Source organism: Microcoleus sp. B4-C1, assembly GCF_036705285.1.
GTDB lineage: Bacteria > Cyanobacteriota > Cyanobacteriia > Cyanobacteriales > Microcoleaceae > Microcoleus.
The window spans coordinates 17230-41074 of sequence record NZ_JAUBUC010000040.1 but is presented as its reverse complement, the minus strand read 5'-3'; the positions used below and the strand labels follow the sequence as shown (position 1 = coordinate 41074).

At 46.2% G+C, this 23845-nt stretch carries 20 protein-coding genes; 4 read left to right on the top strand and 16 right to left on the bottom strand.

Annotation, left to right across the window (positions count from 1 at the left end):
* Nucleotides 1-46 precede the first annotated feature (46 nt).
* Nucleotides 47-3382: a non-ribosomal peptide synthetase gene (locus tag QUB26_RS17235; protein WP_445299617.1), complete on the bottom strand. Its 3336-nt coding sequence runs from the start codon at nucleotides 3380-3382 to the stop codon at nucleotides 47-49.
* Nucleotides 3383-4203: 821 nt separating this feature from the next.
* Here QUB26_RS17235 and QUB26_RS17230 point away from each other — a divergent pair.
* The gene (locus QUB26_RS17230; protein WP_333242736.1) at nucleotides 4204-5979 is read left to right on the top strand and encodes a DMT family transporter; all 1776 of its coding nucleotides are present in this window, start codon (nucleotides 4204-4206) and stop codon (nucleotides 5977-5979) included.
* Between the two features lie 76 nt (nucleotides 5980-6055).
* Here the strand turns inward: QUB26_RS17230 and QUB26_RS17225 are convergent, their stop codons facing one another.
* From QUB26_RS17225 to QUB26_RS17215, 3 genes are all read right to left on the bottom strand, one after another.
* Nucleotides 6056-8050, bottom strand: coding sequence for a bifunctional serine/threonine-protein kinase/formylglycine-generating enzyme family protein (locus QUB26_RS17225; RefSeq protein ID WP_333242734.1), 1995 nt, complete (start codon nucleotides 8048-8050; stop codon nucleotides 6056-6058).
* Between the two features lie 1304 nt (nucleotides 8051-9354).
* The gene (locus QUB26_RS17220) at nucleotides 9355-9789 is read right to left on the bottom strand and encodes an MAPEG family protein (protein WP_333242731.1); all 435 of its coding nucleotides are present in this window, start codon (nucleotides 9787-9789) and stop codon (nucleotides 9355-9357) included.
* A gap of 9 nt (nucleotides 9790-9798) precedes the next feature.
* Nucleotides 9799-10227, bottom strand: coding sequence for a DUF6220 domain-containing protein (locus QUB26_RS17215; RefSeq protein WP_333242728.1), 429 nt, complete (start codon nucleotides 10225-10227; stop codon nucleotides 9799-9801).
* Nucleotides 10228-10526: 299 nt separating this feature from the next.
* Here QUB26_RS17215 and QUB26_RS17210 point away from each other — a divergent pair, with 299 nt between their 5' ends.
* The gene (locus tag QUB26_RS17210) at nucleotides 10527-11276 is read left to right on the top strand and encodes a LuxR C-terminal-related transcriptional regulator (RefSeq protein WP_333302691.1); all 750 of its coding nucleotides are present in this window, start codon (nucleotides 10527-10529) and stop codon (nucleotides 11274-11276) included.
* A gap of 142 nt (nucleotides 11277-11418) precedes the next feature.
* Here the strand turns inward: QUB26_RS17210 and QUB26_RS17205 are convergent, their stop codons facing one another.
* The 3 genes from QUB26_RS17205 to QUB26_RS17195 are packed head-to-tail and all read right to left on the bottom strand — an operon-like array spanning nucleotide 11419 to nucleotide 13587.
* Nucleotides 11419-12306, bottom strand: coding sequence for a sulfite exporter TauE/SafE family protein (locus QUB26_RS17205; RefSeq protein ID WP_333054388.1), 888 nt, complete (start codon nucleotides 12304-12306; stop codon nucleotides 11419-11421).
* Entirely contained in the window at nucleotides 12303-12854 is a 552-nt protein-coding gene (locus QUB26_RS17200; protein WP_333318972.1) for a rhodanese-like domain-containing protein, read from the bottom strand. Before QUB26_RS17200 ends, QUB26_RS17205 begins: the two co-directional genes overlap by 4 nt.
* Before the next feature lie 31 nt (nucleotides 12855-12885).
* Nucleotides 12886-13587 (bottom strand): MBL fold metallo-hydrolase, encoded by a 702-nt coding sequence (locus tag QUB26_RS17195; RefSeq protein ID WP_333054391.1) that lies wholly within the window; start codon nucleotides 13585-13587, stop codon nucleotides 12886-12888.
* Between the two features lie 97 nt (nucleotides 13588-13684).
* Between QUB26_RS17195 and QUB26_RS17190 the strand changes: the two genes are divergently transcribed.
* Complete coding sequence (locus QUB26_RS17190; protein ID WP_333054392.1) at nucleotides 13685-14029, top strand: metalloregulator ArsR/SmtB family transcription factor; 345 nt, start codon at nucleotides 13685-13687, stop codon at nucleotides 14027-14029.
* Between the two features lie 120 nt (nucleotides 14030-14149).
* Here the strand turns inward: QUB26_RS17190 and QUB26_RS17185 are convergent, their stop codons facing one another.
* From QUB26_RS17185 to QUB26_RS17150, 9 genes are all read right to left on the bottom strand, one after another.
* Nucleotides 14150-14359, bottom strand: a complete 210-nt coding sequence (locus tag QUB26_RS17185; protein ID WP_333246314.1) for a hypothetical protein — start codon at nucleotides 14357-14359, stop codon at nucleotides 14150-14152.
* A gap of 241 nt (nucleotides 14360-14600) precedes the next feature.
* Complete coding sequence (locus tag QUB26_RS17180; RefSeq protein ID WP_333246316.1) at nucleotides 14601-14837, bottom strand: type II toxin-antitoxin system Phd/YefM family antitoxin; 237 nt, start codon at nucleotides 14835-14837, stop codon at nucleotides 14601-14603.
* A 293-nt stretch (nucleotides 14838-15130) separates the two neighbouring features.
* Nucleotides 15131-15313, bottom strand: a complete 183-nt coding sequence (locus QUB26_RS32025) for a ParE family toxin-like protein (protein ID WP_445299395.1) — start codon at nucleotides 15311-15313, stop codon at nucleotides 15131-15133.
* 33 nt (nucleotides 15314-15346) lie between these two features.
* Entirely contained in the window at nucleotides 15347-15607 is a 261-nt protein-coding gene (locus QUB26_RS17175) for a hypothetical protein (protein WP_333318970.1), read from the bottom strand.
* 135 nt (nucleotides 15608-15742) lie between these two features.
* Entirely contained in the window at nucleotides 15743-16558 is an 816-nt protein-coding gene (locus QUB26_RS17170) for a DMP19 family protein (RefSeq protein ID WP_333246320.1), read from the bottom strand.
* Nucleotides 16559-16831: 273 nt separating this feature from the next.
* Nucleotides 16832-18418, bottom strand: a complete 1587-nt coding sequence (gene ndhD1 / locus QUB26_RS17165; RefSeq protein ID WP_445299615.1) for a photosynthetic/respiratory NAD(P)H-quinone oxidoreductase subunit D1 — start codon at nucleotides 18416-18418, stop codon at nucleotides 16832-16834.
* Between the two features lie 513 nt (nucleotides 18419-18931).
* Nucleotides 18932-20977, bottom strand: a complete 2046-nt coding sequence (locus QUB26_RS17160; RefSeq protein ID WP_333246321.1) for an NAD(P)H-quinone oxidoreductase subunit 5 — start codon at nucleotides 20975-20977, stop codon at nucleotides 18932-18934.
* A 389-nt stretch (nucleotides 20978-21366) separates the two neighbouring features.
* On the bottom strand, nucleotides 21367-21744 hold the full coding sequence (locus tag QUB26_RS17155; RefSeq protein WP_333242698.1) for a thioredoxin family protein: 378 nt from the start codon (nucleotides 21742-21744) through the stop codon (nucleotides 21367-21369).
* A gap of 44 nt (nucleotides 21745-21788) precedes the next feature.
* Nucleotides 21789-22502: an NnrU family protein gene (locus QUB26_RS17150; RefSeq protein ID WP_333318968.1), complete on the bottom strand. Its 714-nt coding sequence runs from the start codon at nucleotides 22500-22502 to the stop codon at nucleotides 21789-21791.
* 296 nt (nucleotides 22503-22798) lie between these two features.
* Here QUB26_RS17150 and QUB26_RS17145 point away from each other — a divergent pair, with 296 nt between their 5' ends.
* Nucleotides 22799-23803: a LysR family transcriptional regulator gene (locus tag QUB26_RS17145; RefSeq protein ID WP_333242691.1), complete on the top strand. Its 1005-nt coding sequence runs from the start codon at nucleotides 22799-22801 to the stop codon at nucleotides 23801-23803.
* Nucleotides 23804-23845: the final 42 nt, after the last annotated feature.

Below are 23845 nucleotides of genomic sequence, written 5' to 3'. Positions count from 1 at the left end.
CGCCCTTGAAAAACTATTACACAGCACCGATTTATTTGCGCCAACCTCAAAATTCCACATCTTCGCGCTCATTTTCGTCTGTTCTGGGAGTATCCAAACCTTTCGCAGCCCAGCGCATTGTTTCAATGTATTTTGCCAGACTCGCCACAGTCGGAGCCTCAAACAAATTGCTGACCGATAACTCGACTTGCAAAGCGTCTCGGATGCGAGAAATCAACTGAGTTGCTAGCAGGGAATGCCCCCCTAGTTCAAAGAAATTATCGTAGATACTAACCTGCTGTTTTCCCAAAACTTTAGCCCAAATTTTCCCGATCGCACTTTCGAGATCAGTCCGAGGCGCTACATAATTTTCTGTTATATCCTCGCTGTCTGTATCTATCTCAGGCAATGCGCGGCGGTCTACTTTGCCATTAGGCGTCAGTGGCATATTCTCCAACACTGCATAAGTTGCAGGAACCATATATCCTGGTAACTTTTCTTTCAAAAATTGGCGCAAGTCACTTGAGTTGAGATTGGGAATTTCTGATTTTTCCTTAATGCCGTCAGGAATAACATAAGCTACCAAATGTTTATCGTCGGGGATGTCTTCCCTCACAATTACTACTGCTTCGCCCACTTGTGGATGCTGGCACAAAGCCGCTTCAATTTCTCCCAATTCGATGCGGTAGCCGCGAATTTTTACTTGGTCGTCAATGCGGCCTAAAAACTCGATGTTGCCGTCAGCTAAGTAGCGACCTAAATCACCTGTTTTATAAAGGCTACAACCTGATTTATTGCTAAAAGGATTAGGAATGAATGCAGCAGCAGTTAAATCCGGCTGGTTGAGGTAGCCTTTCGCCAGTCCGTCACCGCCGACGTACAATTGACCAATAACACCGATCGCCACCGGCTGCAAATCCGCATCTAGGAGATAAATCTGCGTGTTGGCGATCGGGCGGCCGATGGGGATAGATGCTGCGGTTTCGGGTACGTCTTGCACGCAATAATAAGCGGAAAATGTGGTATTTTCTGTAGGCCCGTAAACGTGAATTAATTTAGTGGTTGAATTTTGTTTGAGAAGTTTTTTAACCCATCTCATATCCACCGCTTCTCCGCCAAACAGCAAGCAGCGCAGCGAATCAAAAGCTTGCGGTAAAACTCTAGCAATTTGTTGAAATAATGCCGTTGTTAAAAACAAAACGGTGATGCCTTGTTGGCGCAGTTCTAAGGCTAAATCGTGAGGCGAAAGGGTAATATTTGTGCTAATTCCCACGAGGTGAGCGCCGTTAAGCAAGGCTCCCCAAATCTCGAATGTGGCTGCATCGAATGAAGCGTTTGATGCTTGGGCAATTTTATCGGTAGGTTCTATTTTTATATAGTTGGTGTTGAGTACCAGCCGATTTACTGCTTTGTGGGTGACAGCAACTCCCTTGGGTTTTCCGGTTGAGCCAGATGTGTAAATAACGTAAGCTAGGTTGTCTGCTGTTACGGTGTTGGCGGGATTTTCGGCGCTTTCTTTGGCTATGTCTTCCCAGTCGCGATCGAAGTAAATCACCGAGTTTGAGAAGTCTCGGAAATTCTCAATCAATTTATCTTGAATTAGCAAGACTTTAACTTGAGCATCTTCCAGCATCAAGTTTAGCCGATCGCGCGGATAGCTCGGATCTAACGGTAGGTAAGCTCCTCCCGCTTTCAGTATAGCCAACATCCCGACAATTAGGTCGATCGATCGCTCTGCACAAAGCCCCACTAAAACCTCCGCCCCCACGCCCAGTTTTTGTAGGTAGCGCGCCAGTTGGTTGCTGCGACTGTTGAGTTCTCTGTAAGTCAGGTGCTTGCTATCGAAAGTTAGGGCTACATCCTCCAGATGCTGCTGAACCCGCTCTTCAAATAACTGATGAATGCACTTATTTTGAGGATAATCTGTCCGAGTATCGTTCCATTCTCTGAATAATTGATTCACTTCATCCTCGCTCAATAAAGGTAAGTTAGCGATTCTTTGTTCTGGATTAGCAACAATGCTTTCCAGCAGCGTTTTAAAATGCCTCAGCATTCGGGCGATCGTAACTTCATCAAATAAATCTGTATTGTACACAGCTACGCCTCTCAGGCCTTCCGAATCTTCCCACTGTTCGCCGTATCTGTTCCTAAACTTATCGGAAGCTTCCCACAAATGCAGCTCTAAATCAAAGCGGGTTGTTAGAGTCTCCAAATGAAAAGAACTCAACTTTAATTCGGGCAATTCTAGCTCGTCCACAGGCCCATTTTGCAGCCCGAATACCACCTGAAACAGCGGGTGACGATTCAACGATCGCTCTGGATGCAATTCCTCGACTAGCTTCTCAAAAGGCACATCTTGGTGAGCATAAGCTCCCAGGGTTACTTCCCGCACCCGGCCCAAAAAATCTCGAAATGTCGGGTTTCCTGAGCAGTCTGTTCGCAGCACTAAAGTATTGACAAAAAAACCGATTAATGCTTCTATTTCGCTGCGGTTGCGATTGGCGATCGGCGAACCTACTACAATATCTTCTTGTTGCGAGTAGCGGTAAAGCAAAGTTTGAAATGCTGCGAGCACTGTCATAAATAAAGTCGCTCCTTCTCGCTGCGATAGCTCTACAAGTGCGTCCTTCAGCTTTTTAGGCAGTTCTAAATATTGAGTTTTCCCCCGATAATTTTGCCTAGCTGGTGCAGGGCGATCGGTAGGCAAATTTAACACAGAAATTCCGTGCAATTGCTGCCGCCAATAAGCTAGCTGAGTTTCTAATACTTCACCTTGCAGCCATTCGCGCTGCCACTCTGCAAAGTCGGCATATTGAAGGGATAATTCTGGTAGAGGAGATGGCTGTTGATTTATAAAGGCTGTATAGATAGCTTCTATTTCTCGAATTAGCACGCCGATCGACCAATCATCAGAGGCTATGTGGTGCATATTTACCAATAGAATATGCTCGGTTTCTGTCACCCGCAGGATGGTTACTCGCATCAGCGGCCCGGTGGATAAATTGAAAGGGCGAAGAGATTCTGCTGCGGAGAGTTTCTTTGCTTCTGTTTGTCGTTGTGCTGGCGGCAAATCTTGCAAGTCTAATATTTTTAAATTAGTCTTGAAAGCCGCAGAGATTATCTGCACTGGTTGGCCTGATACCGCTGCAAAAGTGGTTCGCAAAGTTTCGTGTCGCTGCACTATTTCGTTGAAGGTTTCCTCTAAGGCTGTTAAGTTGAGGGAACCAGTTAAGCGCAGTGCTGTTACTACATTATAGAAAGGGTTTTCCGGTGCGAATTGGTCGAGAAACCACAAGCGCTGCTGGGCAAATGATGCCGGAAAGACAAACACTTCGGCTTCTGAGGAAATATTCAGTTTTTCTATATCCTTTGTCAAGGAATTGTCAAAAATTTCGGAGGCCATATCTGTTGCTCTTGGGGGATGGGATGTGTTAATTTTTTGATGGCGCGGGGGGGATTTTTGACCGACAGCATCCAGGATACAAGCTCGCGGATTCATTCCTTCGCAGACTCAGGACGGAGAAATAAAAAACCTGTATCCGAGAAACTGGCCCCCCGAATTTATCCGTGGGGTCAATGCTTCAATCTAAAATCTAAAATCTAAAATCTAAAATCGATTGAGGGTGCGATCGCCTCTTAAAACTTTCGCAAGCAAAAGATCGGAACCTTTAATATAATAAATCCGGGTGCAGGAGTGCGGGAGAGACGCGGGGAATAGAAACGGGGTTTCTGCCTGCAGGATAAAGTTATCCATTGAGGGGCTAGGAGTGCCACCCCCCAATCAAATTTAGTCACAGAACGGGATCTTAGGTTTGTGAGTCGGGTGCAATCGGGTGAGTTATATGCGAGAATTACCGGGAGCAATTCGTGGAGAGGTCAAGCTGTATAGCAATCCTCAATGATTTGTGTAATTCTTGTAGGGGCAAACCCCCCGTGGTTGCCCCGCCTTGGCTGGGGTAGGCACTCTTAGCACTACCCCTACATATTTTTACAACTGATTTAGGATTGCTATAGTATGATTTCTAATTGCACAAAGTGTTCTTGGGGCGATTCCCTTCGGGATAGCTTTGCTTCACGCAATTTTCTCACATTTGTAGCTTAGCGACTACTATTGATTCAACAGTGTTCGCAATCTTTTAGAGCCACTCACTAGAACTTGCGACCAGATTTGCCAAAATACTTAAGAACACTGAACGTGCAGTTTAAATTAGAGGTTATAGGCTAATGGCGCAGCGGAACGTATACTCGTCAAAGGACGAGCCAGAGGATACACAATCAGCAGAAGAAGTCCTCCACTCAGTAATGCAAGAACTGGACGCTTTGCATCAAAATGTCAAAGGTCAGTTAAATCAAGACATTACTCGGCTGCAAACTGAAAAAAATCACCTGATTGAAGATATTGAAGACCTCAGAGAGCAATATCGCAAATTGCAGTCTCAGCAAATGGAATCTCTGTCTGGGCGATACATTCAGCAGCAGCAATTGTGGCTGAAGCAGTTGGCTCAAGTTTTGGCTCACAATTTGCAGGATTTGTTGGTGCAGCGGTTCAACGAACTCAGCGCTAATTCGGGAAATTCTCTCAGCAGCCCTATTCCCAGTGGCGAGTTCCCGATACCCTTGCCACCCAGCAACTACGACGAACGGGCCTCGCAGTTGCTGGCGGCGCTGGATGAAAGGATCGATCGCAGTTTCCAGATGCTGGAACAAGATTTAACCAGTTACGAAAGCGAGCTTTCTGTGCGGCTCAACAACATGAAAACCCTGGAACTGCAAGGGGAAGAGCTGTTACAAAATCTCGTAAACCGCATCAGGGAAGAACTCGAAGAAGAAGAAGCATATCTTGAGAATCCTTTCGATGCTCAAGATTCCTATGTCGAGGAATCAACTAATTCTCTTAATTCTGTCCGCCCGCAATTTCTGCAGCCAACACCTGCGGAAACGCCGCGAGAACCGGTGCCCCAGCCTTCTTCAGCGCCTGCTGCAACTGTTAAAGCATCTTCTCAAGTACAGACAGGTTTGGTGCTGGCTTTGTCTTCGGCGGTGGTATTGTCGCTGTTTAATGTTTGTTTGAGAATTCTGATTAAAAGCAAAAACCCTCGGATGGTTTTTGGGTTGTTTGAATTTCCGGGGGTGGTGACTCCTGGTTTTGGAAATTCTTTGTTGATTTTGTTGATGCGACTGATCGTGGTGATGGCTTTGATGCCGATATTGGCGACATTTCTGTATCCTTCTGTGTGGAAAGATATTAGGCGGTTGTTTGAGTCGGGCGATCGAGCTTTGTGGAGTAAGGTTTTAGGAAGCGCATTTTTTCTGTTTTTGTCTCAGGTTTTGATTTATTTGGCGATCGGCAATATTCCAGCCGGGATTGCGATTACGATTTTCTTTATTTACCCGATCGTCACCGTACTAGGTTCTTGGATCTTGTTTGGTTCTCGCCCTAGCAAAGTCGGCTTTTTGGCCATATTCGGGATTACCGCAGGTCTGATTTTAGCTGGGTGGCCGAGTTTTGCGGCCCCAGCTCCGGGCGGCGGCAATGTGGGAGTGGGAGTCGCAGCAGCACTGGCTTCTGGGATTACCTTTGCAGGTTACGTATTGCTGACGCAAATGGCCGCGGGCAAGCTGCACCCAATTCCTTTTAGTTTAGTCAATTTCGCCGCGATTTTTGTATTTTCCTCCCTGAGTTTGTGGGTGCCACTGTCGGAAAATTTTTCTCCTAAAATCGACCCAAATGTTTGGCCTGGTTTGATTTTGGGAGGCGTTGTTTTAGGGGTGCTGACGCTGTTTAGCTATCTTTTGAATAATTTTGCCATCCGGTTCGCGGGGGCGGCATTAGCGTCAGTAATTGGCACTTTGGGGCCGGCAATGACTGCACTCTTCGGTTTTCTAATTATCAATGAGAAGTTGCAGCCTGTGGCAATTCTCGGCATGGCTGTGGTGACGTTGAGCGTGGCTGCTATGAGTGTGGAACGCATAATGGCTCCTCAGAAGAAGGCTAGTTAAGGCAAGAATTTGGGCGATCGTCCATTCAGAAACCCGGTTTCTTCAAGAAACCGGGTTTCTCTGTGCGGAGACAAGATTAAACAACAGAAACAACCACTCGAAAACCCACAATACTAGCCTTACAATCCGGCTGATATCTGAGGCGACACGCGCTGCGACAATTCGGAGGATGATCGTTCCAAGAACCGCCCCGCAACAACCTCAGCGAAGACTCCCCGTCGGACTCCCAAACGCTACCATCCGCAGGCGCACCGTTATAATTATTGTGCCAAGAATCCGCGCACCATTCCCAAACATTTCCGTGGAAATCGTACAATCCAAAAGCATTAGGTTTAAAACTGCCAACATCTGTCGTTTGAAAGCGATAAACTCCCTTCGGCGCGTCAGCGTAATTAGAATTTCCGTTGTAATTTGCTAACTCGCTGGTAATCGTTTCCCCAAAATGAAACGGCCCCGTAGTTTGCCCCCGGCAAGCATATTCCCATTGGGCTTCGCTAGGCAAGCGATAATTCTTACCAGTTTTGCGAGAAAGTCGATCGCAAAACTCCACAGCCTCGTACCAAGATACATTTTCTACAGGTCGATTTGCACCTTTAAAACGGGCAGCATCGGGATTGAGAAACATTTTAATTTCCGGCAGCGCCGCCACTGCTGTCCACTGGGCCTGAGTGACTGGAAATTTGCTAATATAGAAAGAGCCTAAAGTTACTGGGTGCTGAGGTTTTTCGTCGCTGTCACCCCGATCTTTTGGAGAACCCATGAGGAAAGTACCGCCAGGAACAGATACCATTTCCAGCATTGTACTGCTACCAAGATGTTCTTCAAAAAAACGCGCTTGGCCGCTGTTAACATTAGTTGGCTTCCCGCGCTTGTCTACTGTCACCACCTGAAATTCAAAAGTGCTTTTGACAGCGGAAATTCTCTGTGCTGCCTTGTTCGGAGGCGGATTGGTGTTAGATTTTTCCCTCGGATTGACAGAGATATTGCTATTAATTTGCCCGCTTTGATTGAGCGGGGTATTGATGGCAAGTTGTCCTCCCTTTGTCCGAAAAGAATTTAGAGCAAGTTGTCCTCCATTGGCACAATGGGGTTGGGGAGGTAAAGAATAGAGATTTAAAGCTTTGATTACTTCATCAGCAGATTGATATCTATTTTTGAGATAATCTTGAATTAATTTATCTAAAACATTTGCCAACTCGCTGCTGATTTTTGTGCCGGCTGGCAACCGTTCTCTCCACATCCAGCCGCCGTTTATCGGGTCATAAAGGTCATCGGAACCGTCAATTTTTGGCAAACATTGAGTTAGTAGTCTCAGACAAGTTATTCCCAAACTGTACAAATCGCTGCCGGGAAAAACTTGACCGCGCATTTGTTCTACAGGCGAATATCCGGGCGTTCCTACCGTCGTGCCTACTTTGCTCATCAGCGAGCCCGTCACTTGTTTAGAAATGCCGAAATCTATCAAAACTAACTCTCCCCGGCCTCCCCTTCGGAAAGCTGAATTCCGAAATTTTCCCGCCTTTGGTAGGGATGAGCTAACAGAGGTGCGGCGCCGCATGATATTCTCAAGTTTGATGTCTCGGTGAATGACATTGCGATCGTGCACAAATTTCAAAATCGGCAGTACATCTGCCAACAACTGCCAAATTTTTTCTTCGCTAAAAACGCCCTGCTGAGTTAATTCTGCTAGTAAAGTTTGCCCCTCAATCAACTCTTGTACTAAATAAAGTCGCTTGTCTTGTTCAAAATAAGCAATTAATCGAGGAATTTGGGGATGTTCGCCGAGTTCGTAAAGTCGTTTCGCTTCTTCTTTAAACAATTGTGCGGCTTTTTCAAGTGCTGAGGTTCCTTGAAATTGGGGTACAAACTGCTTAATTACGCAGGGATCGTCCATGCGATCCGTATCTACCGCTTCGTAAGTTCTGCCAAATCCCCCTTCGCCCAACAGTCGAATCACGCGGTAGCGGTTTCTGAAGAGAGGCGTGAGGTCGGACTTGCCGCAACTTTGACAAAATTTAGAGTTGTCTGGATTGAAAGGATTAGAACATCTGGGATTAGAACAGTAGAACATATCTGGGAAGAAATGATCCGGTTAAGATGATGATATATCTTTTTGGCTTCCTCCAGGAAGACTAACAATTCATAATTAATTATTGACAATTGACGGTAGGGAGGGCATTACCCCCTGCTTGTGTAGCCCCAAGGGAGAAAGTAGAAGGCAGAATTTAAAACGCCAATTAATCCAAATAAAGTGATTTGAGGGCAAAAAATGCCAGCCTTATCGACCGATTTTACCAACCCGCTTACCGCCGATATTCGTCTGGGGATCTTGGTAATTGCTTTACAGAATCCAGTATAGTACAACTTGGCGATCGCCCAAACCAAAAAGCGATCGCACTCAAAGAACTATCCGACTATAAACTAAGAAAGCGATTTCAATAAGCAATTCCATCGCTTGATCGGGGTGTAAGAGTTCTACAAGCTCGATCGTCTTTAAAGGCGATCGGGGAAATTTTAACCTAAAATGTCATATTTATGCTGCTTTCACCAATTTTTTAGTTCCGCTAAATAACTTTATTCTTGAATATTTTGATCACTAAAATAAGTAATAAAAATAGACAACAGCATGATATTGACACTATTGTTTCGGTGATATTTGGTGAGATAAATATGATAAATCCCTCATCTTTAATTAAGGCAGAGAAGCTGGAGACACAAAATGGCATGAGATATAACCTGAATGCCTGCCAATGATCTCTTTTGCCTTTACTAGAAGAAACACTTAGCATCAGACCCGTACCGATTACAGCACTTATACCAATTGAATTGAGCCATATCTTGACCGAAGGATCGAAATGAAAACAAACTACTATAATATACCAAATGAGATAGCACCAGAGAATAGCTTTATCTAATTTGATTTCGTAAAGATATTGAATCAACCCTTTCATGGCTCTAAAAATGCTTGGCTTTTTTCAATTGTATTGATTAATACAACCCGGTGGATTGAATAATTAGGGATGGATAGCAAAAGAGCCTTCTAACGAGACAAAGCGGTTATTTTTAGCGACCAACCATGTCGCTCAAACATTTTGCCGAGTCCTTTGCCAGCAACATATTTCGCCTTAATCTTCATGATTAATCTATAATAGCTATCTGAACAGGATTTTAGCGCATCGCTTCAAAACTTGCTCCGGCGCGATCGCTCTACTGGTAATTTTAAAGTATGGGGTATTGCGATCGCGACCTAACGACTCGGTTCAGTGGCAGACAGCCCCGCAAGACCCCAAACATACACGCAGAAACAGGGTAGGCTTTCCGCTGCACGCTCATTGTTCGGCAACTTTTGATAACTTCTACCTCATTTGAACGAGGTTAATTGATTGTGCCAAAGTGGATAAGTGCTGCGCGGATCGCGATGAACCACACCGCGAGCGTGGCAAATAGGTAGAGGTAGAACCGAAGTATGATGAGATTGAATGTGCAATGGACAGCACTATGCAATGTGCGAAACACAACGAATACCCACGCGGCGTTCACATACACTGTATCCACCTGCTTTGTGATGAACAGATATAGGACAAGCGCATAGAAAAGTACCGGAACCTCGAACAGGTTTTTTAGATTATCCGATGGATTGGATACGCTGGGTGGCGAAATTTGTGCCAGTGTACCCGGTACAGCAAGCTCTTTTGGGCTGAGCTTTATATTGGTGATAAAACTGATACGGCGGATGTACATATACACCCAGACTAGGAATGTTAGAAACACTGTTGCAAAGAAGGGACTGAAAATTGTATCTTGCGTCATTTATACCTCTCAAATTTGATTATTGTGATAGTTGCTGAACGATAAAGTAGACGATATACGATGTACAAGGCTTGAAGAAACATAGAGTAACGTAAATCCAATTAGAGGATGCAGTATCTCTAGGTGAAGAGGACTTTTGAGATGAATGCTGGAAAATTGTAGTCCAAGCAGGATTGGCAAACTGGCGGCGAGATGTCGTATTCTGCGTGAGAATGGGGCGATTAACGACCATCCCAGTAATACTAATGACAGCCCACTGTACTCTCGCACGAACCAAACATGAATATTCCACCATGCAGGATTATGGAAGTAGGCAACTCCAACCGTTAATAACTGAGCAATCAAGCAGACATTAAAGATGATTGAAGTCACATAAAAGCTGATGAGTATCCCACGTGTGGGAGTGCGATCGGACTCGGTTTCCAAACTTGTTATCATGTCAAGTTGTTTTTGAGATTATAAAGGTAATATAAACTGAGTATTGCCATGCTTCCAGACCTCGATCGGGTACTCTTTTTGACACTCAAGCAATTTGGTTACAAGCCCCCAGATTCATCCGTGGAGAAATCAAAAACCTGTATCCGATAAAGGATCCCCCGAATTGATCCGTGGGGTCAATTCTAAAATCTAAAATCGATTGACACTCAAGCAATTTGGTTACAAGCCCCCAGATTCCTCCGTGGGGTCAATTCTAAAATCTAAAATCTAAAATCTAAAATCTAAAATCGGTTGACACCATGAGCATGACAAGTCCCTTGCAGCTTTTATTTGAAGCGATCGACCAGGTGAAGGATGAACAAGAGCTGCGATCGCAAATCGTGCCCAAAATCGGTGAGTATTTTGCAGCTAAAAGATCGGGAATCTTTTTCTTCGATGGACTTCCTTTAGCCGATAGCAATTTTCAGAAAACATTGAAAGTTGCGCTATCGATCGAACATAATCCTGTTGTGCGTTATTTAGCGGAACGTCACGCTCCTGTCCATGAAGCATTGGTGGCATCACCCAAGGTTTGGACAATAATTTGTCCCCGACCCGATCATTGGCACGTGATGGCGGGGCCGATTGTCAGTCGCGGTCAATTAATGGGTGTAGTGGGTTGTACGCGCGATCGCTCAATGCCCGCTTTCGATACAGAAAATCTAGCGGATTTGAGTGCGATCTGTTTGCATTTGTCTGTTTGGGCTGCAACAGTACGCGCGGCGAAGCTATCCCGTAGGGAATCGCAGCACCAACCTTTCAAGACCTCACGCCTAACGCCTCGTGAATTGCAAATTGCCGAATTGGTTGCTTTGGGGCGAACCAACGCAGGAATCGGGAGGGAACTTTGGATTACTGAGAATTCAGTAAAGCAAGCTTTGAAGCGAATGTTCCGTAAGCTTGAGGTTTCGTCTCGTGCAGAAATGGTTGCACAGCTTTCGGCGACAAAATATAATTTGCCAACCGTAAAAATGTCTCCATCCAACTTGATGCAGAACACTCACCAATAAACTTAAGGCTAGAAACCCTAAGAGCGATCCTCTTCTGCAAGCTTCGCTAACGCATTGAATTGAAGGGCGATCGATCTAGTGGTAATTTTGAAGTATTGAATAGGGCGATCGCGATCTAAGGGCTAAGATGAGTGGTGGCAGATTACCTCGGCATCACAGCCGACATCTCCCGTCCGTTTGAAGAGAGTGCGTTGTGAGGTGGCTCGTCAGCAGATGACTTTTTGATTCCCTGTAAGCTATCACGATTTTGGACTAATACGAATGTGGCGACTACTAGCAGAAAGTAACCGAAGCCTTTTTGAAGTTGTTGCGCTGGAATAAACTGTGCAAGATAAGCCCCAATCACCGTTCCGCATCCAGCTAAAAAGGTGAATGAAACCGTGAGATTCCAGTCTAAGGAAATATGCCCTAAATAACCTAGCAAACCCGCGACCGAATTACACGCAATAATTAGCAGAGAAGTCCCTATCGCCTGTCGCATGGGTACGTTTCCCAATAAAACCAAGGCAGGGACGATCGCAAACCCGCCACCCACACCGACTAATCCTGTCAAAATCCCTACTGCAATCCCTTCAGTCATCAGCCATAGCCAGCAGTATTTGCAAACAGGTTTGACGTACTCGATAGCCTCTAGCTCATCCTTACTAGATACTACCGTCTTTGACAAGGTGGTGCGATAAATCATCAAGCCTGCGGCAATCAGCATCGACAATCCAAATAGGGTCATCTGGAATGCGCTGGTAATGAACGGCAGCGTCGCAATTCTTGCACCGAGGTAAGCCCCCAACATGGTTGCAGTTCCAAAAATTACTGCGGTTTTGAGATTAAGATTACCGCGCCGCCCATGGGGAATGCTGCCCAATAAGCTAACAGTCCCGACAATAATCAAAGTCATGGCGATCGCAGGTTTAGGCGCAACACCCATCACATAAACCAGCACAGGCAGTGCTAGCACAGAACCACCACCGCCCAATAAGCCTAAACTCACACCAATACCAACTGCCAGGAAATGTCCAATTATCCAGATCATCGTTTATTTCCGGCTTGTTGGTTGTAAGGTAACTTTGCCAGTAGCATTCCCATCGCACAGGTGTTAGTGATTCCAGCAAACACTAAGCCAGCACCCACAAATCCACTCAGAAGTAAAAAATTAGGTGAGACAAATACCCCTAAAACTGTTCCCACAAAAACCAATGAGCCTGCAACAATCTGCACTTGCCGAAACAAGCTAATCGGCGCATTTTGACTTTTTTCAATCGGATAGCCTGCATTTTTCCAAGTAGGAATTCCACCACGCAGATGAATCACAGAATTGAATCCTGCGTCTAAACATTGTCTGGCGGCTTTGGCAGAGCGATTTCCAGATTGACAGTAGAGAACGAGTTTTTGTCCCTCAGACGGTCGTACTTGAAGTGGATCGAATTGTGACAGTGGATGCAATTTTGCGCCGGGAATACGTTCAGTTGCATATTCGGCAGATTCCCGAACATCCACTAAAGTTACGGCGTTTTCCTCAAGCAATTGTTTCAAGGTTTGAGCATCAATTTCTTGAAGTTGAGAATCGTTAGTCAGTGTCATAGTTGTACTCCAAATAAAATAGATCAAAGGTCTAGGCAGAAATTGAGGTGAGGTTGCCACACCGTTCATTAGCTGGCACGGCTTCCATCATTTTTTGAGGGTTGGGCAGATTCAGTGCATTCATAAATTGAATAAACTCATCCCGACTGCGCCCTGTAAACCTAGGGTTCCAGCGTTTTTCTTCCTCAATGGAAGAAACAGTTTGCCCGCGATAGTCGTGTCCTGGATAGATCGAGGTAGAATCAGGCAAGGTAAATAATCTTTGAGTAACTGAATCAAACAAGGTTCCGGCGTCCCCGCTTTGAAAATCCGTGCGTCCACAGCCACGGATCAATAACGCATCCCCGGTCAGCAAGTGACTTCCATTGACGAGGTATGCCATGTGGCTATCTGTGTGTCCTGGCGTGGCGATCGCCTGCACTTCCACAGTTCCAAGCTGTAGCGTTTCCCCTGGATGGATAAAACGGTCTGCACAGTTAACCTGTGCTTGGGCTGGAACCACACTCACACAGCCTGTTGCTTCCCGCAGTTGAGACGCGCTGGTAATGTGATCGGCATGAACATGAGTTTCCAAGCAATAACGCAATGTCAAACCCAGTTCTTTCAGCAATTTGATATCTCGCTCCACCTGTTCCAACACTGAATCGACCAATAGGGCTTCTGCGGAAGCGCGATCGGCAATCAGATAAGTATAGGTACTGCTTTCCCGGTCAAAAAGTTGACGAAACAGCATAGGCATCAGCCTCTCATTACATATTTACTGATAATATTACTATATAGTAGTATTGTCTAAAAAACAAGTCTCGCTCAAAATCTATTCACTCCTGCTTATGTCTCAAATCCCAGTTTCCGCTCTCGCTCAGGTGGCTGACTACTTCAAAGTTTTATCAGAGCTTAGCCGCCTGCAATTGCTGTGCGCGCTTAAGAGTGGTGCTAAAAATGTCACTGAAATCATTGAAGAAACAGGGCTGGGGCAAGCCAATGTTTCCAAGCACCTCAAGATTTTGACCCAGGCAGGCATCGTTCAACGGCAGCAGCAGGGAGTCAGTGTTTACTATCAAATCACTGACCCAATGATTTTTGATTTATGCGAACTTGTGTGTCAGAAGCTCGAAACTCGATTGCAAGAACAGTCACAACAGTTAAAAAACCTCGACAGATTGCGTCAACTCTAACCACGCTTTGTTGGCTGCAAGTGCTGTGTGCGCTCAAGAGTGGTGCTAAAAATGTCACTAAATCTAGCTATCTGCACGCTTATAATTCATCACCAATGTCGCAATAGTCAGACCATTCTGTCAAGCTTGACAAATAAGCATTGTGTCAAATGGATCGCGATGTAATAGTGGCAGTTTAGCCCGTTGAGCTACGCTACTTTCATGAAGAGCAAGACTGACAATTTGATGAAGATAGCGCTGTTTGGGTAAATATGTTGCGGGATGCTCCGGTAGAGGTAACTTACCCAACTGGTACTTGACAATTGCTTCCCAGACTGAAACTGCACTCAAATAGACCTCATTATCTGGAGCGCGAATTGCATCTCGAACATCTGTTGATAACTGGGCGTCACCACTGATGAACCATAAAAATATAGCAATCCTAAATCATTTGTAAAAATATGTAGGGGTAGTGCTACCCCTACTCCCCGTGCCTACCCCAGCCTGCATCGGGGCAACCACGGGGGGTTTGCCCCTACAAGAATTACACGAATCATTTAGGATTGCTATATGTGGGTATCTAGCAGAATCTTCATTTACCTTCAAATGCACTGAGGATATCTTCTGGCAAAGGAGCATCGAAATCATCTGGAACGGTAAACTCGCCTGTACACAAACCGAATGGTCGTAATTGCTTGCTGCTAGAAATAGGTCTGAGTTCGGCGATCGGCTTATCTGCTTGCAGGATAACAAAAGTTGCACCAGCCTCCACTTGACGCAGATACTTTGAAGGATCGCGCTGAATTTCGTCAACTGTCACGTTCAACATAAAAATGCCTCCGTATAAAGCTCAAAAGCAGTTTCATGGTCTTTTTCAACAACCGCAGTGAACGTTCTGATAAAGTTAAACTAAAGTGGATGAAATAACCATTATAACTGAGATAGCAACCTGTCGTACTCTGCGTGTGAACCAACCCAAAACCAAATCACAGTATCTCCATCCAACTGACCAAGAATTTTTTGATGGTACCCGCCACGTGATTTATCCGTGGAATCAATCCAAAATCTAAAATCTAAAATCCTCAAGCCCCCGAATTGATATCGCGCAAGTCAATCCAAAATCTAAAATCTAAAATCTAAAATCGAATGACCAACGGCTCGATAGTTGTTGCTGATTCTAGCAGAGTAGATTGGTAACTCTGGATGCACTTTTTTGAAACGCAGACTTGGATAATTTGGGTTTTCCTTGAACTGGCGATATGCCTCGCGTGTTTGCTCTTGAACTTGTGAAAGGCAGTGTCGCAAAAGATTTACGGAATTCGGCTGTAGTACGAGAATTCACAATGTTTCTGGATCGAGTTTTTGGGTTTTACCTGCGTGATACTCAGCCATTGCGGAGGCTGCAAGTTTAGCAAGAACATCGGGAGAACTCGCAAATGCTCGATCCCATCTTAGATCGTCTTGAAGTTCTTCCAAAATCATTGAGGCGATCCTCTTCGAGGGCTTCGCTAACGCATCTTGCTCGCTGGCAGACAAGGTTTTCAACTTAGCGATCCTCTTCGAGGGCTCCGCTAACGCACGCTCTAGTAACTCAGTCATGGCTAGCACTCTCTTAGAATGAAAATGGCATATTATTTATTATCGCTTATTCTAGCAAGTATAGAAATAAGCACACTTAAGAGTAAAGACTAAAAAAGATAGTGCATTAACCTAACTATTAATTTGGCTGCATAATTATACGACTACCAGCTCCGCAATCTGTTCCTTGGACTTTCCAGAAAACATCATTGCCTTCCCGTCAGCCTCCACCATAAAGTGATGCCCCTTATCGGTAATAAAGTGCCAAGCGAGTATTCTTTGGCCACCGTACTCATTCATAGTATCGCCTGCCGTAACGCGCTCAAGCTTATGGCCGGCTGCATGGCACAAGGCTCGTATCAGTTTAATGTATCTCGGCTCGGCAGCACGGGCTTGGGCGAGCCGGGCCTCGCGATCGGAAATACTCAATGCTCGTCGAGTGACTTCCTGTTGGATTCGATCTTCTGCTACAACAATCAGGCCGGGGCGCGCTTTTAACCAGTTAGCATTTAATCGTTCGAGACTCTCCTCTTGTGCGATCGAATAAAAGTCCTCATTTATGCCATTTAGCCTGTCTCTCTCAGCATTTTCGCCGAATAACCCACTAGAAAAGAACGATGCTAACTTTGTCTTTCGTGCTGTAACCAGCGCCTCTCCTTTTGCAAAAAGATCGGTATGTTGTGTCGCGCCGATTTGCCCAAGGCCTTCTTTAACTAGCGCGATGACAGCAGGCTGCCACCTTGTGTTATAGACAAACTGAGCAAAACCGCCATTATTCACCTGCCCGAGGTAATAATCAACGTAGTAACTGAGGAGTGCGTCGTGAGAAATTTCTGAGAGATTCAGAAGCTCTTCAAATAGTGCATTCACAAAGTCAATATTTGATTGGATCGTCGCGCGGATATCATCGCTATTCATGCTTTCCGCTGAGAGCACGACCGCATCTTTCGAGCCAAGTATGTCGTCACTCATTTTTCCGTCTCCCTCTTAGGCTAAAACTTTTTATCTTGCCCAACTATTAATTATATTGCAGTTGCAACATCGAATATAGCCTATCATGCTCTTTTATGCTTTTTGAGGAACGACAATACTGAAAATTACATCAGCGTTCATCTGTGTTTATCTGCTGAAATCTGCGGTTTAAAAATCCCAATCTAATCGATTTACTTCGAGCCGATATATACAAAACCCCCAAACCATTTTAAAAATTAAGTTTGGGGGTTTTCTTCCTAAATCCAGTTTAAATCACAACTTACTCGGCTCGATCGCCGGAGCACGCAGAGAGACAGTTTTATCCGCAGCAGCCTTAGCCACAAGCGACGGCACAGAATCGCGCAACTTTGCAGTCAACTGTACAGTAGTCGCATCGTAAACCTGAGTCAGCATCTTCGGATACAAACCAATGCCAATAATCGGCACTAACAGAGCCGCAATAATAAACACTTCTCGCGGTTCCGCATCCACCAATTCCTCGTGCTCCGACAATTCCTTATTCTCAGGCCCGTAGAAGATTTCACGCAGCATCGACAGCAGGTAAATCGGAGTCAAAATCACCCCGACAGCAGCTAGAAATACCACGCAAACCTTAAACACTGGATTGTAAGCATCGCTCGTTGCAAAACCCACAAATACCATCAATTCTGCTACAAAACCGCTCATTCCCGGCAAAGCCAAAGAAGCCATAGAACAAGCAGTCCACATGGCAAAAACCTTACGCATTTTCTGCCCCACACCGCCCATTTCGTCCAGCATGAGCGTGTGAGTGCGATCGTAAGTGCAACCTACCATGAAGAACAAACTCGCCCCGATTAAACCGTGAGAAACCATTTGCAGCATTGCACCGCTAATTCCCAAATCGGTAAACGAAGCTATCCCAATCAGCACAAACCCCATGTGCGAAATCGAAGAATAAGCAATTTTTCGCTTCAAATTGCGCTGAGCAAAAGAAGTTAAGGCGGCGTAAACAATGTTAACCACACCCAAAATTACCAAGATGGGTGCGAAGGTAGCGTGAGCATCCGGGAGCATTCCCGCATTCATCCGCAGTAAAGCGTAACCGCCCATTTTTAGCAGAATTCCTGCTAGCAACATATGGGCGGGTGCGGTTGCTTCCCCGTGAGCGTCAGGGAGCCAAGTGTGCAGCGGAAAAATCGGCAGTTTGACGCCGTAAGCTATTAAGAAACCTGTGTACAGGAGCAATTCTACATTGGGGGCGTAATCTTTAGCTGCGATCGCCCGCATATCGAAAGTCACCGTATCGCCGTAAAACGCCATCGTCAGCGCGCCCAGCAAAATAAACAGCGAACCGCCTGCGGTGTATAGGATAAACTTAGTTGCTGCATAGAGGCGCTTCTTGCCGCCCCAGATGGACAAAATCAGGTAAATCGGGACTAATTCCAGTTCCCAAACCAGGAAAAACAGCAACATATCCTGCACGGCAAAAACTGCGATTTGGCCGCCGTACATTGTCAGCATCAAAAAGTAAAATAGCTTCGGTTTAAATGTGACAGGCCAAGCAGCTAAAGTAGCCAGAGTAGTAATAAAACCAGTCAGCAAAATCAGAGGCATCGACAAACCGTCAGCACCCACCGACCAATTCAAATCGAGTTGCTGCACCCAAGTATAGCTTTCTACCAGTTGCAAATCTGGATTGCTGAAGTCGTACTGAGTGTAAAAAGCGTAAACAAGTAGGGCAAAATCGATCAAACCCACAATTAGGGCATACCACCGCACCGTCTTGCCATCCTTATCGGGAATTAAAGGAATCAGCAAGGACGCAGCAATGGGAAACAGAATTGTTGTTGTTAACCAGGGAAAGTTAGCTGTATCCATTGCGTTTTAAAATGATCCATCAGTTATTAGGTTTAAACACATTTTGCCAATTTTAGCCTAAATTTTATACTTTCTTTAGACGGAACATTTTTTTTTGCTATTATCTGGACAAATTATGCGATCGCAACAGTTAAGTTTAATGAAAGATTTATTTCTATTTGCTAATTGTCAATTGTGAGTTATTGAGCTAATGCCCGTTCTTAAAATATCTTCTGGCGAGAAATGGCATTGCCCCTTGGTGTCAACTTCAGCCGCTCATCTGCAATTGGGCGAGTCCGCCAGGGAATGAATTCCCTGGCTAATAGCGAAAGTCCTCTCAAGAGGACTAATAGATATCTCCAAAAAAGCCAGTATTGGACAGGCAAGATGCCTGTTCCACAATAAGAGGTTTAAGGAGTTCTTCAGTCCTCATAGCGAGGACTTTAGCTTTGAGACAGGGAATTCATTCCCTGTCGGACTATCGGTTTTACCGGGAAAGTTGACACTAATGGACAATGCCGTCTCCCTAAAGATTTAACCGACTCCAGAAACGATCGCAAAACCCAGAACTGCGACAAACACAATCAGAGCATAAAATTGAGCGCGACCGCTCTCAAAGTATTTCAAACCTTCGCCACTAACCAAGGTGAGAAACCCTGTTAAGTTGACGACACCATCGACGACGCGCAAATCAACTTCCATGACTTGCCGCGCTAAACGGCGGCTGCCTTTGACAAAGAGAAAATCGTTGATATCGTCGAGATACCACTTGTTCAGGGAGAACTCGTAAAGCGGTTTGATTTTTTGGGCGATCGCACTTGGGTCAATTTTACGGCTCAAATACATCAGAGAAGCCAAAGTAATGCCCAGCAAAGCAATACCTACAGAGCTTCCGCCCATGATTAGAAATTCCGTCAAATTGAACTCAGCAGCGTGTTCCAAAACTTCTTCGAGAGACTCGCCGGGAGCGCGAACAAACTGCTCGAAATAATTGGCAAACGGCGTACCGAGAAAACCGATAAACACAGAAGGTACTGCCAGCAACACTAACGGCAGAGCCATTGTCAGAGGAGATTCGTGAGGCAAATGGTCGTGCTCATCGTGACTGTCGCCAGTTGATGCCAATTCCTTAACGTTCATCGCTCCGGGGCCAAAAACAAGACCGGGTTGCAGGAGTTGCCGCTTGATGGCGCTGTCATTGCCCCGGAATTCGCCCTCAAAGGTGCTGAAATACATTCGGAACATATAAAACGCGGTCATCCCGGCCGTCAACCAGCTAACAGCCCACAGAGCGGGATTTGCGGAGAAGGCGCTGGCGAGGATTTCGTCTTTTGACCAAAAACCAGCAAAGGGCGGAATTCCGCAGATTGCCAAATTTCCGATTAAAAAGCAACTAGCGGTAATCGGCATATATTTCCGCAAGCCGCCCATGACTCGCATATCTTGAGCGAGTGCAGGGTTGTGGCCTACAACTGCTTCCATCCCGTGAATCACTGAACCTGAACACAGGAACAGCATTGCTTTGAAATAAGCGTGTGTCATCAAGTGGAAAAGTCCGGCACTGTAAGCGCCGACGCCCATTGCCATCACCATGTAGCCGAGTTGGGAGATGGTGGAGTAGGCGAGGCCTTTTTTGATGTCATTTTGGGTAATCGCGATCGAAGCGCCCATAAATGCCGTAAAACAGCCGGTACAGGCGATCAAATTCATGACTGCCGGCAGCCCTTCAAACACCGGGTACATCCGAGCGATCAGGAATACGCCGGCGGCTACCATTGTCGCGGCGTGGATTAAGGCCGAAATCGGTGTCGGGCCTTCCATTGCGTCTGGGAGCCAGACGTGGAGGGGGAATTGAGCAGATTTGGCTGCTGGCCCCAAAAATATCAGGACGCCGAAGATTGTCGCCAGAGTCGCGCTGAGGGCACCGGATTCGACTAAGGAGTGCAGGCGTTCGCCCATCACCTCAAATTCAAAGCTGCCGGTGGCCCAGTAAATGCCGAGGATGCCCAGCAGTAGGCCGAAGTCGCCGACGCGGTTGGTGACAAAAGCTTTTTGGCAAGCGTCAGCAGCGGGTTTGCGATCGTACCAAAATCCGACTAGCAGGTACGAACACATACCTACGAGTTCCCAGAAAATGTAAATCTGAACGATGTTCGGGCTGATTACCAGACCCAACATCGACGCGCTGAAGATGCTCAGGTAGGCGTAAAAGCGCACGTACCCGTCATCGTGAGCCATGTAACCGTCGGTGTAAATCATCACCAAAAAGGCGACCGTAGTGACGATCGCCAGCATCACCGCCGTCAGCGGGTCGATGATATAGCCCATATTCAGCGAGAAGTTGCCAGCAGAAGCCCACTGAATAGTGCGGGTGTAGGGTGCGTGGCCCTGTAGTTGACTCCACAGCAATGCGAAGGAGAGTACCATTGACCCTCCGAGTGCGGACACGATTAATATCGCATTCGCTTGTCGGAGTTTGTTGGTTGCCTGGTTAAAGGTGATTAAGCCTAGACCTACTAGCATTGCGCCTGCCAGTGGCAGGACAGGAATCAGCCAAGCGTATTGATAAAGCAGTTCCATGACTGATAGGTAGTTTAAAGTTTCTACTAGATATGGCCAAAACTGTAAACAATTGTGACACACGCCTGCGCGACCCGGCAGAAATACTTGTTGTAATTCTCAAGCGTTGTCGATCGACAACGCTTGAGACCTACTGCCTATTTTCCGATCGAGCCGATCGATCTAGTTCGCCTTAAATCTATGCCCAAATATAGACTGACAAATCGAGCTTGGACGGAAAGAAATCAAGAAACCTGGTTTTTTAACCGATACCCTGGCGCTTCACACTATATTTTTGTAAAAAACACTGTTTCGGGGTTCAGGAATGCGACATTTGGCGCTCAGGTGGCCGATCGACAAATGAGGAATTGCTTCTGATTTCTACCTAAAAGCCGAATAACTTGCAGCCGTTACCTGTTGGCTACTTCCTGAAGTTGCAGCCGTTGAGATGGGGAAACTACGTGAGCGGCCAGCATCCAGGCATCCAGAGTCCGCCGCAGTTCCTCGCGTCCTTGGTAGTCTTCCAATCTAAATCGAACTTTATCGCCCTCAAACAAAATCAGCGTGGGCAGACTTGTCAGCCGATAAGTGTGGGCCAACTTGAAACATTGATCGGCATTCACCCCTACGAGCTTGACTTTTCCTGCCCACTGTGCTTCAAAAGTCTTAAGCGTGGGGTCGATCGCGCGGCACAAACCGCACCAAGGAGCCGAAAAGTGAACTAAAACGGGGGTAGAGGCTTGAAAAACCTCTTGTGCAAAAGTGCGTTCGCTAACCGACAACACCATGAGCCCTCAAAATTTAATAATTTTTTTCTATCCTAGGGATCATGCTACCAGTATATGTTCCTAGTGACACGCATCAAAAAAGGATGAATTTCCCACAGCAAACCAGTAAAAATGACTACACCTACGTAGGAAGGGCGCAGAAACTCAAGCAAATCAAGGGTTTGACGCTTTTGTATGATTGCCAAAAAAGGCATGATTGAGGTTCGAGATTTGATGGTTTCAAAGGATTCTCCAAAACGAGCCTGAAGTCGTCTGTCGCCGTGCCACACTCCGAACAGGTGGTGAATTACCAAACCGATGGAAGTGACGAGGGTAAAGCTAGTGCCAATCCACAGGGTGTGGGCCACGCACCAAATCACTTGTCCCACCATTTGCGGGTGACGAGTGATGCGAATGATGCCAGTCTCGTAGAGGTGAACTTGGGGCTTTTGGACGGCGGCAATTTCTAGGAGGTTGAAAGTTGCTGGGTACAGAAACAGAAAGGAAATTGCCGAAAGTATCCAAACTGCAGGTTTAACTCCGGGTAATCCCTGTACTTGCCAAAGCTGTACGCCGTCGTAACGGTGGTTGAAAAAGTAGACAATCAGAATGACGGCTAGCGGCAAACTGACAAGGGCAAACAAAACGCGGTAAAGTCTCGGCCCGATCAGCTTTTCACCTTTGGGCCGGAGGGCTGCTAAACCGCTGTGGGCGATCGCAAAAACCAGTAATAAGCCCAGAATAACTAAGTGGGAGTCGAGCGCCAAGTCGATCGTCATTGCAAATATTAAGAAAAGTTATTGATTCTCGGCCAATTTGTGTCACAAAGTATCTATGGGAGCATTCAGCGGTTATCAGTCATCACTCATCAGTCATCAGTCATTAGTGACCCAATAGCAACTAAAGACCGCAGACAGAGGACGAGTACAACTGACTTTAAGGTTGCGTGTGTTGCAGCCAAATGACTGGCATCGAAGTCAACTCCGACTGTTGCACACCAAATCGAACCAGCTTGTCGATTGACCGCAGAGATTGACAGAAGACCCGCCCCTACACCTACTGACAATTTAGATATATGTCTGACCTTCCTTTCACTTTAGACCAGTTACGCATTCTCAAGGCGATCGCCTCTGAAGGAAGCTTCAAACGCGCCGCGGACAGCCTCTATGTATCCCAGCCAGCAGTTAGCTTGCAGGTGCAAAACTTAGAGAGACAATTGGACGTGCCGCTGTTTGACCGGGGGGGGCGGCGGGCGCAACTAACCGAAGCCGGACACCTGCTGCTGAGTTACGGCGAGAAAATTTTATCGCTTTGCCAAGAAACTTGTCGAGCCCTGGAAGACTTGCAAAATCTCCAAGGTGGTACTTTGATCGTCGGCGCTTCTCAAACAACGGGAACCTATTTGCTGCCCCGGATGATCGGGATGTTTCGCCAAAAGTACCCGGATGTAGCAGTACAGCTTCACGTTCACTCGACCCGCCGCACGGCGTGGAGTGTGGCAAACGGGCAAATCGATTTGGCAATTGTTGGCGGAGAAATTCCTACCGAACTTGTAGAAGCTTTAGAAATTGTTCCTTACGCTGAGGACGAACTGGCTCTGATTCTTCCTCCATCTCACCCGATGGTACAACAAGAAACTATCCAAAAAGAAGACCTTTACAAATTGCAGTTTATATCCCTCGATTCGCAGTCTACGATCCGCAAAGTAATCGATCAGGTACTGACTCGCTGCGGCATTGACACGCGCCGCTTAAAAATAGAGATGGAACTAAATTCGATCGAAGCCATTAAAAATGCCGTTCAGTCGGGGCTGGGAGCTGCTTTTGTCTCGGTTTCGGCGATCGAAAAAGAGTTGCTCATGGGCGTCTTGCACAAATCTCAAATGGACGAAGTTTTGGTAACTCGGATTTTGTCGCTGATTTACAACCCCAACCGCTACCGTTCTAAAGCAGCAGAGGCTTTCAGCAATGAAATTTTGCCCCAGTTTGCTACTTATTCGACCATCCTGGAGAAGAAAGAACCCCCGGTACTCGATTTGGGATTCATAGAAATAGCAACTCCCAATTCGGCGGGAAGTTAATCTCTTAGGTCGCTGGCAGTTAGCAGTTCGCGGTGAGTTGAG